Consider the following 11,686-nt stretch of genomic DNA (forward strand, 5'->3'; position numbering starts at 1 on the left):
CTCACGCCCAGGGTAGTTCCGGGGCGGGAATCCAAGAGGGGGACCGGAGGGCCCGGCTCACACGCGCGGCTTGGTTCCGCGGTGCAGGGCGACGATTCCGCCGGTGAGGTTCTTGTACTTGACCTCGGTCCACCCGGCGCCCCGCATCCATGAGGCGAGTTCGGCCTGCGCCGGCCACGCCTGAATGGAGTCGTTGAGGTAGTCGTAGGCGTCGGGGTTCGAGCTCGAGAACTTCACGAGCAGCGGCGTGATCCGCTGCAGGTAGAAGTCGTAGAGCCCTTTCATCACTCGGTTAGGCGGCGTGGAGAACTCGCAGATCACAACCTGTCCGCCGGGCTTCGTTACGCGGAACATCTCGGCGATCGCCTTCTTCGGCTCGACGACATTGCGCAGCCCGAACGAGATGGTTGTCGCATCGAACTCGTTGTCGGAGAACGGAAGATTCGTGGCATCCGCTTCGACGAATTGCATGTTGCGGACGCGGCCGTACTTCTTGCGACCCACCTCAATCATGCCCGGGGAGAAGTCCGCGGCGATGACCGTCGCGCCCGACTTCGCGAGAAACGCGCTCGACGTTCCCGTGCCTGCGGCGATGTCGAGGATCCGGTCACCGGGGTGCGGGTCGATAGCCCGGGTGGTCGCCACGCGCCAGAGCACGTCGTTACCGACGCTCATGACGGTGTTCGTGCGGTCGTAATGCGTCGAGACCTGATCGAACATGGCGGAAACCTGCGACGGCTGCTTGGAGAGATCTGCCTTGTTCATGCCCCCAGTCTACGTCCGGGCCTCCCCGCACGGCCGAACCGCAAGAACCGGGCGTACGCTGGACAGGTGACTTCACCCGGCACACTTCCGTCCACGCAGCACCTCGTCGTTGAAACCCAACAGGTTGACGACGTCCGCTCGCTCATCGCCCTCGTCGACCCGCAGCGGCCGTTGCTGTGGCTCCGCAAAGGGCGCGGCCTGGCGGGTGTCGGTGAGGCTCTCCGACTGGAATTCTCCGGCCCGACGCGCATGCAGGATGCCGCTGCCGCCTGGCGCGAGATCGCCGCCGCCGCGACGGTCAGCGACCCGTTACGAATGGCGGGCACCGGCCTCGTCGCGTTCGGCACGTTCGCGTTCGCCGACCACTCGGCGCAGTCCAGTGTGCTGATCGTGCCACAGTTGCTCATCGGCCGGCGTGACGGGGTGACCTGGGTCACGCGCATCCGTGCCGACGACACCCACGAAGCGGATGTCCCGGCGAATCCGCGATCGACGGCGTTCGGCCCCGAGTATCGAATTCCGCTCACCGCAGGCGCCGAGTCAGCCGACGGATTCCTGGAGCATGTGACGCAGGCCGTGGAACGCATCCTCGACGGCGAGTTGAGCAAGGTGGTCCTGTCGCGCGACCTCACCGGACGCATACCTGCGGATGCCGACCTTCGCCGGGTCGTCTCCGACCTCGCGCTCGGCTACCCCGACTGCTGGACGTTCGCGGTCGATGGCCTCGTCGGCTCCAGCCCTGAGACGCTCGTCGGGGTGCAGGACGGGTCGGTCACCGCTCGCGTGCTCGCCGGCACCGCCTCACGTGGTGCGGACGCTGAAGCGGACCAGCGGGCCGCCGTGAACCTCGTCACGAGCGCCAAAGACCAGGACGAGCACCAGTTCGCCGTGCAAAGTGTTCTCGCATCGCTCCGGCCGCACACGTCTCACGTCCTCACGAGCGAGATGCCGTTCACGCTCAAGCTGCCGAACCTGTGGCACCTGGCCACCGACATCGAGGGTACCCTCACCGACGACGCAACCTCGCTCGACCTGATCGACGCGCTTCACCCCACCGCCGCCGTTGCCGGGTCGCCGACCCCCGCCGCCGTGGCGCTGATCGACCAACTCGAACCCTTCGACCGCGGTCGTTACGCGGGCCCGATTGGCTGGGTCGGTGCGGACGGCGGCGGGGAATGGGCGATCGCGCTCCGCTGCGCACAGGTGGAGCCGGGCGGAGACGTCACCGCATACGCCGGCTGCGGCATCGTCGGCGAATCCGTACCGGAGAAGGAACTCACCGAAACGCGGATGAAGTTCCGGCCGATCGTCGACGCGTTCGGCTGAGAGCCCTCCCGCTGATCGAGTAGTGACGAGTGACTCAGGTCGCGGCGAGCCGCGCCTTCTGCTCTTCGACGTTGAAGTCGGCCGGCGGCCACTGCGGATCGATCTCGGTGAGGGCGTCGAGGAGCAGGCGTTGCACCGCCACCCGCGCGTACCACTTCTTATTCGCCGGAACGACGTGCCACGGCGCCACCTCGGTCGACGTCCGCTCGAACACGGCCTGGTACGCCTCCTGGTACGCGGGCCAATACTGACGCTCATCGATGTCCCCCGGATTGAACTTCCAGTGCTTGTCGGGACGATCGAGCCGCTGGAGGAGACGCGCCTTCTGCTCGTCAGCACTGATGTGCAGCATCACCTTGACGATGCGGATGCCACGGTCGACCAGGTCCCGTTCGAACCGGACGATCGCGCCGAAGCGTCGTTCGATCTCCGTCTCATCGGCGAGGCCACGCACGCGGGCGATCAGGACATCCTCGTAGTGCGACCGGTCGAACACGCCGATCATCCCCGGTCCGGGGACGGCACGTTTGATGCGCCAGAGGAAGTCGTGGGATAGTTCTTCCTTCGTCGGGGCCTTGAACGCGGTCAGCGCGACACCCTGCGGGTCGACCGCGCCCACGACATGCCGCACGATGCCGCCCTTCCCGGCGGTATCCATGGCCTGCAACACGAGGAGAACCGCATCCGTCGCATCCCCTTTGGACGCGGCGAACAGGCGTTCCTGCATATCGCTGAGCACATCGGCGGCGGTTTTCAACTCGCCCATGCCCGCCTTTTTCCTGCCGCTGAAGCCCGGGGTCCCGTTCGGATCGACATCCGCAAGGACAAAGCCGGGGCCGGTTCGCAGCAAAGAGGCCGGCTCGGCGGCCCAGCCCGATCGGGGAACGTCTATGTCAGAAGTCATCTGCACAGTGTGGCCGCGAAAACCGGGCCACTCAATGGCTTGCGGTTGAGGCCACAGCGCTCAACGTTCGAGCGGAACCTCGATCAGCACCCCGGATGTCACGGGTGCGGTGAGAGCCTGGTCGAGCTCTCCGCGGGTACTCGCCTTCAGGTAGGTCCAGCCGAAAGCTGCGGCGATGGCGGAGAAATCCGCCTGCTGCGGCGTGTACAGCACCCGGTCGAAGTCGGCGCTCTCGGTCGAGTCGGCCACCTCGAGGCCGTCGAAGATCGTACCCCCACCGTCGTTTCCGACGATGACCTGGATTCGGGGCATCCCCTCGCCCATACCGCCGAGCAGCGCACCGACATCGTGAAGCAGCGTGAGGTCGCCGAGCAGCACGCGGGTGACCCCGGCGCCGTCGGCCTGGCTGGCGACAGCGATGCCGAGCGCCGTAGAAACGGTCCCGTCGATGCCGGCGAGACCGCGGTTCGAGTGCACCCGGATCTTTTTGCCGGGCACAGCAGCGTCGATGTCGCGGATAAGCCGGGATGCACCGAGAACGAGTCGGTCGTGTGGCCAGGTCGCCCCCCACACCGCGAGCGCAAGCATCCGCCTGTCGATCCGGGCACGGATCGCCTGGAATTCGGACCTCACGTAACCGAGCCGGGTGGCCGGGTCATGGGACTGAGCAGCCTCGAGGTCCGGGGCGACGTCGTGGGACTTCTCGTCGGAGATCCGTCGCGATTCCTGCACCCATGAGCTGATCCAGGCCCGGTCGATGCTGCCGTCGACGACGTTTGCCGCTCCGACGATGTGGGTGGCACGTCGGCCGGGGTTGTAGACCTCGGCGCCGGTGGGTGCCACCACGATCACCTCGACGCCGTCCCTGCCGAGCAGTGCGGGGACCTGCCTGCTGAGGGTGGGGTGGCCGAAGACGACGGCGCGTTCGACGCGACCGCCGAACTCCGGGTCCGACAGCAGTTCGCGGTACGCGACGACAAGGTTCCTGCCGTACCGGGCGCCGCTGGACACCTCGGCGAGAAGCGGCCAGCCGCCGGCATGGGCGAGCGCTTCGGCGACCGGCCCGGCACCGTGCCCGGCGATCACAACAGTGCGTTTTCCACGTTCGAGCAGGATGCCGGGGCGGGTCATCCGAGCGGCGCTTGCTTCAGGCCGCGACACTGGCTCGACCCGGTCCAGTGCGGGGAGCGGAGTGGACAACGGTTCACGGAGGGCCAGGTTGAGGTGCACAGGTCCAGCGCCCGCGGGTCCGACCCCGACAGCGGCGTCGACGGCCACGCGGGCAAGAGACCGGGCGGATGCCTCGTCACCGGCGACCCCCGTCGGCGCCGGAACGTCTCGAGTCAGCCTCGCGGCGGATCCGAAGATGCCCGCCTGGTGGGTGGTCTGGTTGGAGCGGATGCCGCGCAGTTCGTCCGGACGATCGGCTGTCAGGAGGAGCAGGGGAACCGCGGAGTGGTGTGCCTCGAGGACGGCCGGGTGAAGGTTCGCAACCGCCGTACCGCTCGTGACGATCACCGCCGCTGGGACGCCGCTTTCGATGGCGAGCCCGAGGGCAAGGAATCCCGCGACCCTCTCATCGATCCGGACGTGGAGCCGGATCGACCCGGCACGCTCCAGGGCAGCAGCGGCAAGCGCGAGCGCTTGCGACCGGGATCCGGGGCACACCACGACGTCCTGCACGCCGAGGTGCACGAACTCTTCGAGAAGCGCGACCGAGTATCTGGTTGCCGGAGAAGGGTCAGGCATCCGTTCGGCCCGACTCGTCGGGCGTGTGCCCGGCCGAGCCATCGGGGCTGTCGTCCGGTGTCGGTGTGGCCTTGCCGGTCACGTCAGGGTTGGGGCCATCGGAATCGAGAGAAGCGAGTTCCTCTTCGAGCCGGCGGATGCGTTCGTCCTGCTCCCGGTCGCGGCCGAGGGTTCCGATGAAGGCGGGGTCGTCGTCGGGGGCGAGCCGCGGTTTCGATTCGTGGCCCGTGCGAGCGCGACCGATGACGAACCAGAGGATGACGCCGAGGACCGGCAGGAGAAGGATGATCGCGATCCAGGCCGGCTTCTTCAAACCACGAACCCGGTTCGCTGGGATCAGGGCGCAGTCAATCACCGAATAGATCGTCGCAACGACGAGAACGACCGCCAGAATGATCCACCAACGCATACCCCCATCGTAGCCCCGAGATCTGGGAACTTCCCGCGTGACGGCGGTCGGATCCCCGCCGTCCTCCCAGACGCCCCCGCTTACACTGGAAGAGTGAAACGCATCCCTCCCGTCGTGTACTACACCGTGCTCCGTCTGCTCACTTTCGCCGTGCCCCTGACGATTCTGCTGCTGCTCGGGATTGAGCCGTGGATCGCGACGGTTCTCGCTGCGCTGATCGGCCTGAGCGTCTCGTACATCTTCCTGCAACGTCCGCGTGAGGCGGTCTCCCGGGACCTCTACCAGCTACGGCACGGCTCGAAAGAAGCCGCCGAAGACGAAAGCGCCGAAGATGCGGTGTCGGATGCCGCAGCATCCGACACCGCCACCCGCACCGAGCGCTGACCTACTTCCAGAACGCCACGAAAAGCGCCGCACCGAAGAGGAGCTGCACGAGTCCGGTCAACTTGAGCGCAAGCACGAACTCCCGTGCTGTCCTCGCCGTCGCGACGATGACGGCGGCAGGCAGCGCGGCGAGCAGGCCGAACATCGCGAACCACGCCAGCGGGTAGAAGGTCGCGAGCCAGGCGGCGATGCCGAACGGCACCAACAGGCACACGATGTAAAGCACGCGGCTGGCAGTGTTGCCGATCAGCACGGTGAGCGTCCGTTTTCCGGCCTCTCGATCCTGGGCGATATCACGGATGTTGTTGACGATGAGCGTGGCGACCGCGATGAGCCCGACGCCGATCGCTCCGAGCCAGGCCTCCTGGTTGAGCACGAACGACTGGACGTAAGCGGTTCCCAGGGTGGCGACGAGGCCGAAGAAGACGAAGACGAACAGTTCGCCGAGCGCGTTGTACCCGTATGGCCTGCGGCCGCCGGTGTAGAACCAGGCGGCGAGGATGGCGGCGGCGCCCACAGCGAGAAGCCACCACAATCCGGTGATGACGGTGAGGATGAGTCCAGCAACCGCGGCGAGGCCGAAGAAGACCATGGCGACGATCAGGACCGTTTTCGGGCGAGCCTTGCCGCTGCCGACGAGCCGGAACGGGCCGACCCGGTGTTCGTCAGTGCCGCGGATGCCGTCTGAATAGTCGTTCGAGTAGTTGACGCCGATCTGCAGACAAACCGAGACGATGAGGCAGAGCAGCGCGCGAACCCAGTGGTACTCGCCCGGGTCGTTGGCCACCATGGCAGCTCCGGTGCCGACGAGGACCGGCGATACCGACATCGAGAGGGTGAAGACACGGGCACCGGCGACCCAGTCACCGAATGTTGCCGGACGGATGCTCTCGTACCGCTTGGCCGCGGGGTTTCCGCTGCGTCCCCGCCCTTTGGGCCGCGCACCGCTCGGCGATTGCGGGGGCGTGAGTCGTTGTGCTTTAGCTGCCACCGGGCAACCTCCCTCTGTTGGTAGGCAGCTTACCGGGCGACCCAGCCTCCTTGTTCGCTCACGGCAAACAAGACGGGACTGGACATTTTTCCTTCGTTGGTTAACATAATTTTCAGAAGTTGAGTCACATCCGCTCAACTCTCAAGTGCACACAGAAGAGACAAAGGAGGACACACCAATGGCACTCAACTTTGACCCGTTCCGCGAGCTCGACCGCGCAACCGAGGCTCTGCTCGGGACCCGTCAGGGACCACGTTTGATGCCAATGGACCTGTACCGCGAGAACGACCACTACGTTCTCTCCGCCGATCTACCCGGCATCGACCCGGGATCCGTCGATATCGACGTGGACGGCCAGTTGCTGACCATCCGCGCGGAGCGCACCCTGACCACTGCTGAAAACGCAAAGTGGATCGCCCGCGAGCGGATGTCCGGCTCGTTCCTGCGCCAGCTGAACCTGGGCCAGGGAGTCGACATCGAGAACATCGCCGCCAACTACACCAACGGCGTTCTCAGCGTCACCATCCCTGTGAGCGAACGAGCGAAGCCGCGCAAGATCGAAGTCGCGGCAGGCAACGAACAGGAAACCCTCACCGTCAAGGAGGGGCAGAAGTCCGTGGACGCCTGACTCTCCACGGAAGGGGCCGGCCGGGGCATCGCCTCGGCCGGCTTCTTGCGTGCAGGCCGCTGGTCGAGCCTCGCTGATCAGACCCGGGGTGCCGCTGGGCCGACGGCCGGGACATCTCCGGATTCGCCCTGGAGCGCGACCGCGACGATCGCAACGATCGCCAACCGGTCCGGTTTACCGGACGGCAGCAGCGGCAACTCATCCAGACGGACGATGTGCGCTGGGCGCGCCGGCTTTCCCAGGGACTCGGCGACGGCATCCGCTATCTCCGACAGCGACGGATGCCCGCTCGCCGTCACGACGACGGGAACCTCGCCCCAGTCGCGGTGTGGGCCGGCGACCACCACTGACTCGGTCAGGTCGGGCAGCCCGCGGACGACGTGCTCGACCCGGTCGAGCGACACGTTGACGCCGCCAGAGTTGATCACATTGTCGGCGCGCCCGGTGACCCGGAGCACGCCGTCGCTGAATTCGCCAAGGTCGCCGGTGCGGTACCAGCGAAACCCGTCGGCGACGGGAAAGATGCGTTCGGTGAGTTCTTCGTCGCCGAGGTAGCCTTCGGCGAGCATCGGGCCGGCAAGCTCGACCTCGCCGTCGACCACCCGCACGTGCACCCCGGGCAGCGGGACGCCGTTGTAGACGCAGCCACCGGCGGTCTCGCTGGATCCGTAGGTGCGGAAGATCGGCAGCCCGAGCTGCTCGGTGCGCCGGAGCAACTGCGGCGGGGTCGCCTGCCCGCCGACGAGGATGCCGTCGAATCGGCGGAGCGCCATCAGCCCGGCACGGCTATCGAGCAGCCGCGCGAGTTGCAGCGGCACGAGAGACGTGTAGTGCAGTTCGCCGCTGAGCGTCCGGGATGCCTCGACGAAGGCGGCGGGGTCGAACCGGCCGGGCGGAAGCACGACAGGGACCGTGCCCGCGGCGATCGAACGCACGAGCACCTGGAGTCCGGCGATGTAGTGGGCGGGGAGGGCGAGCAGCCACTGGCCCTGGCCGTCAAGGGCCGTTGCGCTGGCCGCCGCGCTCGCGAGAAGGGCGTTGCAGGTGAGAGCGACCCGCTTGGGTACACCGGTCGATCCCGAGGTTTCGATGACGACGCCGACCGGCTGAGGAACCTCCTCGGGTTCTCCCGCGGAGGGCTCTTCTTCCGGGACGGGGGTGACGGCGGGACCGGAGAGGTCCAGGGCGCGCCGCAACTCGACCATGAGGTCGAGTGGCCTCGTCGCCGGCACCCGTACGAGCATCCGCGTCATGATTTCAGTGTAGGCGCGGCACCGGGCAGGCTGCTGTCGGTCTTGCGACTGCTTCGACGCTCAGGAGCGCAACGTGCTATGAAGCGCGGGATGTGACGACCGTTTACGCCCCCTGAACGACGCGTCTGAGAGCCCTCCGCTCAGAACTGCCAGGGGAACGGCGACCAATCCGGGTCGCGCTTCTCGAGGAACGAATCCCGGCCCTCGACGGCTTCGTCGGTGCCGTAGGCGAGACGCGTGGCCTCCCCCGCAAACACCTGCTGGCCCATCAGGCCGTCGTCGACGGCGTTGAACGCGAACTTCAGCATGCGGATAGCGGTCGGCGACTTGGTCAGGATCGTGCGGGCCCACTCGAGAGCTGTCGATTCCAGTTCGGCGTGCGGCACAACGGCGTTCACGGCACCCATCTCGTACGCCCGCTGCGCGGAATACTCCTCGGCGAGGAAGAAGATTTCGCGGGCGAACTTCTGTCCGATCTGCCGAGCGAAGTAGGCACTGCCGTAACCGGCGTCGAATGAGCCGACGTCGGCATCCGTCTGCTTGAACTTGCCGTGCTCGCGACTGGCGATGGTCAGGTCGCAGACGACGTGCAGCGAGTGGCCACCGCCGGCCGCCCAGCCGGGGACGACAGCGATGACCACCTTCGGCATGAACCGGATGAGACGCTGCACCTCGAGGATGTGCAGGCGCCCGCTGCGTGCGGTATCGACTCCGGATGCTTCCTCGCTTGCGGAATACTGGTACCCGTCACGGCCGCGGATGCGCTGGTCGCCGCCCGAGCAGAACGCCCAGCCGCCGTCTTTCGGGCTTGGCCCGTTGCCGGTGAGCAGTACGACGCCGATGCGGGGGTTCGTGCGGGCGTCCTCGAGAGCCCGGTACAGCTCGTCGACCGTGTGCGGGCGAAACGCGTTACGGACCTCGGGTCGGTTGAACGCAACCCGGGCGATCCGCCCAGTGGTGTCGTGGTGGTAGGTGATGTCGGTCAGGGGCCCTATTCCGGCCACCTCTGCCCACGCGCTTTCGTCGAAAATCTCAGACACGGTCATGAATTCAGCCTAGGGCGCGGATACCTTGGGACCGACAGGAGCTTGCCATCGCCGAACAGGACCGATCGACAAATGTGACGGTGAACAGGAGAAATCGCCCGGTCGGGCCGGTTCTCACCTGCTGAACGCGCGGTGCACGCGGAGGATGGGCCGGTTCGGGGCTCAGCACGGCAGAATGAGTTCATGTCAGACTTCCCGCCGCTCAACCGGACAGTGCCCGACCTCGCCGACGTGCTCGCGTCGGCGCGAGTGGTGGCTCTTCCCCTCGCAACGCGGTTTCGTGGCATCGAGGAGCGCGAGGCGCTGCTGCTCGAAGGTGAGAACGGCTGGGCCGAGTTTTCTCCGTTCGTCGAATACGACGACGACGAAAGCGCGACCTGGCTGCGGGCAGCCATTGAGTTCGCGTGGGGCGACCTGCCGACCCCGCTGCGGCAGAACATCCCGGTCAATGCGACGGTTCCCGCCGTCCACGTCGACCGGGTCGCGTCAATCCTCGGACGGTTCGACGGATGCCGCACCGCGAAGGTCAAGGTCGCCGAACGCGGGCAGACCCTCGTGGAGGACATCGCCCGGGTGCGCGCCGTCCGCGATGAGATGGGCCCCGAGGGACGAATCCGCGTCGACGCCAACGGCGGCTGGAACGTCGACGAAGCCGAGCACGCGATCCACGCCCTCGCTGAATTCGACCTCGAGTACGTCGAGCAGCCGTGTGAAACGGTGCCCGAGCTTGTCGAGATCCGTCGCAGGACCAAATACATGGGCGTGCCGATCGCCGCGGATGAAAGCGTCCGCAAGGCCGCGGATCCGCTTGCGGTCGCCGACGCCGGCGCCGCTGACATCCTGGTGCTGAAGGCGCAGCCGCTTGGCGGCATCCGCCGGTCGCTTGACATCATTGCGGACGCCGGACTCCCGGTGGTCGTCTCGAGCGCTTTGGACACTTCGGTCGGTTTGTCGATGGGTGCGTGGCTCGCTTCAGCAGTGCCCGAGCTCGAGTACGACTGCGGGCTCGGTACGGCCTCGCTGCTGTCCGCTGACGTGACGGATGACCCGCTGCGGGCCGTGAACGGATCGATCGACGTGCGCCGGGTCGTTCCGTCGCCGCGTCTGCTCGACGGCTATGCGGCATCCGCTGCGCGGCGCGACTGGTGGCTGGAGCGGCTGAGGCGCTGTTACGCCCTGCTCTGACCGCGAGTTGCCCAGTTTGACGGGTGTCGCGTGCTCGCAACCCGGCATACCGGGCAACTCGCGATCACAGGAGCGGGCTATAGGCCCGAGTACGCGTGCAGGCCCTTGAAGAAGAGGTTCACCACCGAGAAGTTGAACATCACCGCGGTGAAACCGATGATCGCCAGCCACGCCGACCGGGATCCGCGCCAGCCCCTGGTTGCCCGCGCGTGGATGTAGCCCGCGTAGACGACCCAGATGATGAAAGTCCAGACCTCTTTGGTGTCCCAGCCCCAGTACCGTCCCCAGGCCCGCTCCGCCCAGATCGCTCCCGCCATAAGGGTGAACGTCCAGAGGATGAACCCGACGATGTTCGTGCGGTAGGCGAGGTTCTCGAGACGCTCAGCGGTCGGCAGGGTCGCGAGGAACTTCAGCTTCAGCTTTTGTAGGTCCCCGTCGCCGGCTTCCCGCCGGTTCTGCACGAGCTGCAGCACCGATAGCGCGAAGCCGAGCGCGAAGAACGCGGTGCCGGCCGACGCGACGAAGACGTGGATAACAAGCCAGGCCGACTGCAGAGCCGGCGGGAGCGGAACGATCTCGACGTAGAAGTCGACGGCCGCGATACCGAGCAGCACGAGCACCAGCCCTGTGATGAACGTGCCGAGGAAGCGCAGGTCGACCCTGAGCAGCACGACGAGGTACACCGCGATGATGAGCAGCGTTCCGGTGAGTCCGAACTCGTACATATTCGCCCACGGCACGCGCCCTGCTGCGACACCGCGGGTGACGACAGCGGTCAGGTGCAACAGGAAAGCGAGAACGGTGAGCGCGAGCGCCACACGGAGAACCGGCGACTGCCGGGCCTGGACCTGCGGCGCGTCGGTGTCAGCCCTGACCAGGGTGCTCACGGGGCGCCCGGAGGAGCCGACTGCCTGAGCTGCTTCCGCCGACGATGACGCGGATGCCACCTGGCCCGCGGCAGCCTCGTTGACCACCGCGGTCACGTCGGCTGACCGACGCGCAAGGTCGAGCGCGAATGCGATGAAGGCGAGCATGTACATCGCCAT

At 66.8% G+C, this 11,686-nt stretch carries 12 protein-coding genes; 4 read left to right on the forward strand and 8 right to left on the reverse strand.

The genetic code is table 11. The features are described from left to right. Window positions 1–57: 57 nt before the first annotated feature. Entirely contained in the window at window positions 58–765 is a 708-nt protein-coding gene (gene ubiE, locus BM197_RS01590; RefSeq protein WP_090708215.1) for a bifunctional demethylmenaquinone methyltransferase/2-methoxy-6-polyprenyl-1,4-benzoquinol methylase UbiE, read from the reverse strand. Window positions 766–831: 66 nt separating this feature from the next. Here ubiE and BM197_RS01595 point away from each other — a divergent pair, with 66 nt between their 5' ends. Continuing rightward, entirely contained in the window at window positions 832–2,091 is a 1,260-nt protein-coding gene (locus BM197_RS01595) for an isochorismate synthase (RefSeq protein WP_245762332.1), read from the forward strand. A 34-nt stretch (window positions 2,092–2,125) separates the two neighbouring features. On the opposite strand, the gene BM197_RS01600 is transcribed toward BM197_RS01595, so the two are convergent. Genes BM197_RS01600 through BM197_RS01610 form a run of 3 tightly spaced genes read right to left on the reverse strand, consistent with a single transcriptional unit; the run spans window position 2,126 to window position 5,153 of the window. Next, window positions 2,126–2,995 carry a polyphosphate kinase 2 family protein gene (locus tag BM197_RS01600; RefSeq protein ID WP_090708217.1) on the reverse strand — a complete coding sequence of 290 codons (870 nt, stop codon included), beginning with the start codon at window positions 2,993–2,995 and terminating at the stop codon, window positions 2,126–2,128. Window positions 2,996–3,055: 60 nt separating this feature from the next. Beyond that, window positions 3,056–4,744 carry a 2-succinyl-5-enolpyruvyl-6-hydroxy-3-cyclohexene-1-carboxylic-acid synthase gene (gene menD, locus BM197_RS01605; RefSeq protein WP_245762333.1) on the reverse strand — a complete coding sequence of 563 codons (1,689 nt, stop codon included), beginning with the start codon at window positions 4,742–4,744 and terminating at the stop codon, window positions 3,056–3,058. After that, entirely contained in the window at window positions 4,737–5,153 is a 417-nt protein-coding gene (locus BM197_RS01610; protein WP_090708219.1) for a PLD nuclease N-terminal domain-containing protein, read from the reverse strand. The genes menD and BM197_RS01610 overlap by 8 nt, the downstream gene beginning before the upstream one ends. A gap of 93 nt (window positions 5,154–5,246) precedes the next feature. Here BM197_RS01610 and BM197_RS01615 point away from each other — a divergent pair, with 93 nt between their 5' ends. Then, window positions 5,247–5,537 carry a DUF4229 domain-containing protein gene (locus tag BM197_RS01615; protein WP_245762334.1) on the forward strand — a complete coding sequence of 97 codons (291 nt, stop codon included), beginning with the start codon at window positions 5,247–5,249 and terminating at the stop codon, window positions 5,535–5,537. Window position 5,538: 1 nt separating this feature from the next. Here the strand turns inward: BM197_RS01615 and BM197_RS01620 are convergent, their stop codons facing one another. Further along, a complete protein-coding gene (locus tag BM197_RS01620) occupies window positions 5,539–6,528 on the reverse strand; it encodes a 1,4-dihydroxy-2-naphthoate polyprenyltransferase (RefSeq protein ID WP_090708221.1) in 990 nt (329 codons plus the stop codon). 178 nt (window positions 6,529–6,706) lie between these two features. On the opposite strand from BM197_RS01620, the gene BM197_RS01625 reads away from it, so the two are divergent. Further along, window positions 6,707–7,156: an Hsp20/alpha crystallin family protein gene (locus tag BM197_RS01625; protein WP_090708222.1), complete on the forward strand. Its 450-nt coding sequence runs from the start codon at window positions 6,707–6,709 to the stop codon at window positions 7,154–7,156. Window positions 7,157–7,233: 77 nt separating this feature from the next. On the opposite strand, the gene BM197_RS01630 is transcribed toward BM197_RS01625, so the two are convergent. Both BM197_RS01630 and BM197_RS01635 read right to left on the reverse strand, forming a co-directional pair. Further along, complete coding sequence (locus tag BM197_RS01630) at window positions 7,234–8,409, reverse strand: AMP-binding protein (protein ID WP_090708223.1); 1,176 nt, start codon at window positions 8,407–8,409, stop codon at window positions 7,234–7,236. 140 nt (window positions 8,410–8,549) lie between these two features. Beyond that, complete coding sequence (locus BM197_RS01635) at window positions 8,550–9,455, reverse strand: 1,4-dihydroxy-2-naphthoyl-CoA synthase (RefSeq protein WP_090708224.1); 906 nt, start codon at window positions 9,453–9,455, stop codon at window positions 8,550–8,552. Window positions 9,456–9,638: 183 nt separating this feature from the next. Here BM197_RS01635 and BM197_RS01640 point away from each other — a divergent pair, with 183 nt between their 5' ends. Next, entirely contained in the window at window positions 9,639–10,640 is a 1,002-nt protein-coding gene (locus tag BM197_RS01640) for an o-succinylbenzoate synthase (protein WP_090708225.1), read from the forward strand. 77 nt (window positions 10,641–10,717) lie between these two features. On the opposite strand, the gene ccsB is transcribed toward BM197_RS01640, so the two are convergent. Then, window positions 10,718–11,686 carry a c-type cytochrome biogenesis protein CcsB gene (gene ccsB, locus BM197_RS01645; protein WP_090708928.1) on the reverse strand — a complete coding sequence of 323 codons (969 nt, stop codon included), beginning with the start codon at window positions 11,684–11,686 and terminating at the stop codon, window positions 10,718–10,720.

This window comes from Mycetocola miduiensis (assembly GCF_900115155.1).
Lineage (GTDB): Bacteria > Actinomycetota > Actinomycetes > Actinomycetales > Microbacteriaceae > Mycetocola_A > Mycetocola_A miduiensis.

What these genes read in the sequence shown, in the direction of transcription:
- BM197_RS01635 (WP_090708224.1), bottom strand. Translation starts at nt 9,455, where the DNA reads ATGACCGTGTCTGAGATTTTCGACGAAAGCGCGTGGGCAGAGGTGGCC.
- BM197_RS01640 (WP_090708225.1), top strand. Translation starts at nt 9,639, where the DNA reads ATGTCAGACTTCCCGCCGCTCAACCGGACAGTGCCCGACCTCGCCGAC.
- ccsB (WP_090708928.1), bottom strand. Translation starts at nt 11,686, where the DNA reads ATGGCGATGTACATGCTCGCCTTCATCGCATTCGCGCTCGACCTTGCG.
- BM197_RS01630 (WP_090708223.1), bottom strand. Translation starts at nt 8,409, where the DNA reads ATGACGCGGATGCTCGTACGGGTGCCGGCGACGAGGCCACTCGACCTC.
- ubiE (WP_090708215.1), bottom strand. Translation starts at nt 765, where the DNA reads ATGAACAAGGCAGATCTCTCCAAGCAGCCGTCGCAGGTTTCCGCCATG.
- BM197_RS01625 (WP_090708222.1), top strand. Translation starts at nt 6,707, where the DNA reads ATGGCACTCAACTTTGACCCGTTCCGCGAGCTCGACCGCGCAACCGAG.
- menD (WP_245762333.1), bottom strand. Translation starts at nt 4,744, where the DNA reads ATGCCTGACCCTTCTCCGGCAACCAGATACTCGGTCGCGCTTCTCGAA.
- BM197_RS01610 (WP_090708219.1), bottom strand. Translation starts at nt 5,153, where the DNA reads ATGCGTTGGTGGATCATTCTGGCGGTCGTTCTCGTCGTTGCGACGATC.
- BM197_RS01600 (WP_090708217.1), bottom strand. Translation starts at nt 2,995, where the DNA reads ATGACTTCTGACATAGACGTTCCCCGATCGGGCTGGGCCGCCGAGCCG.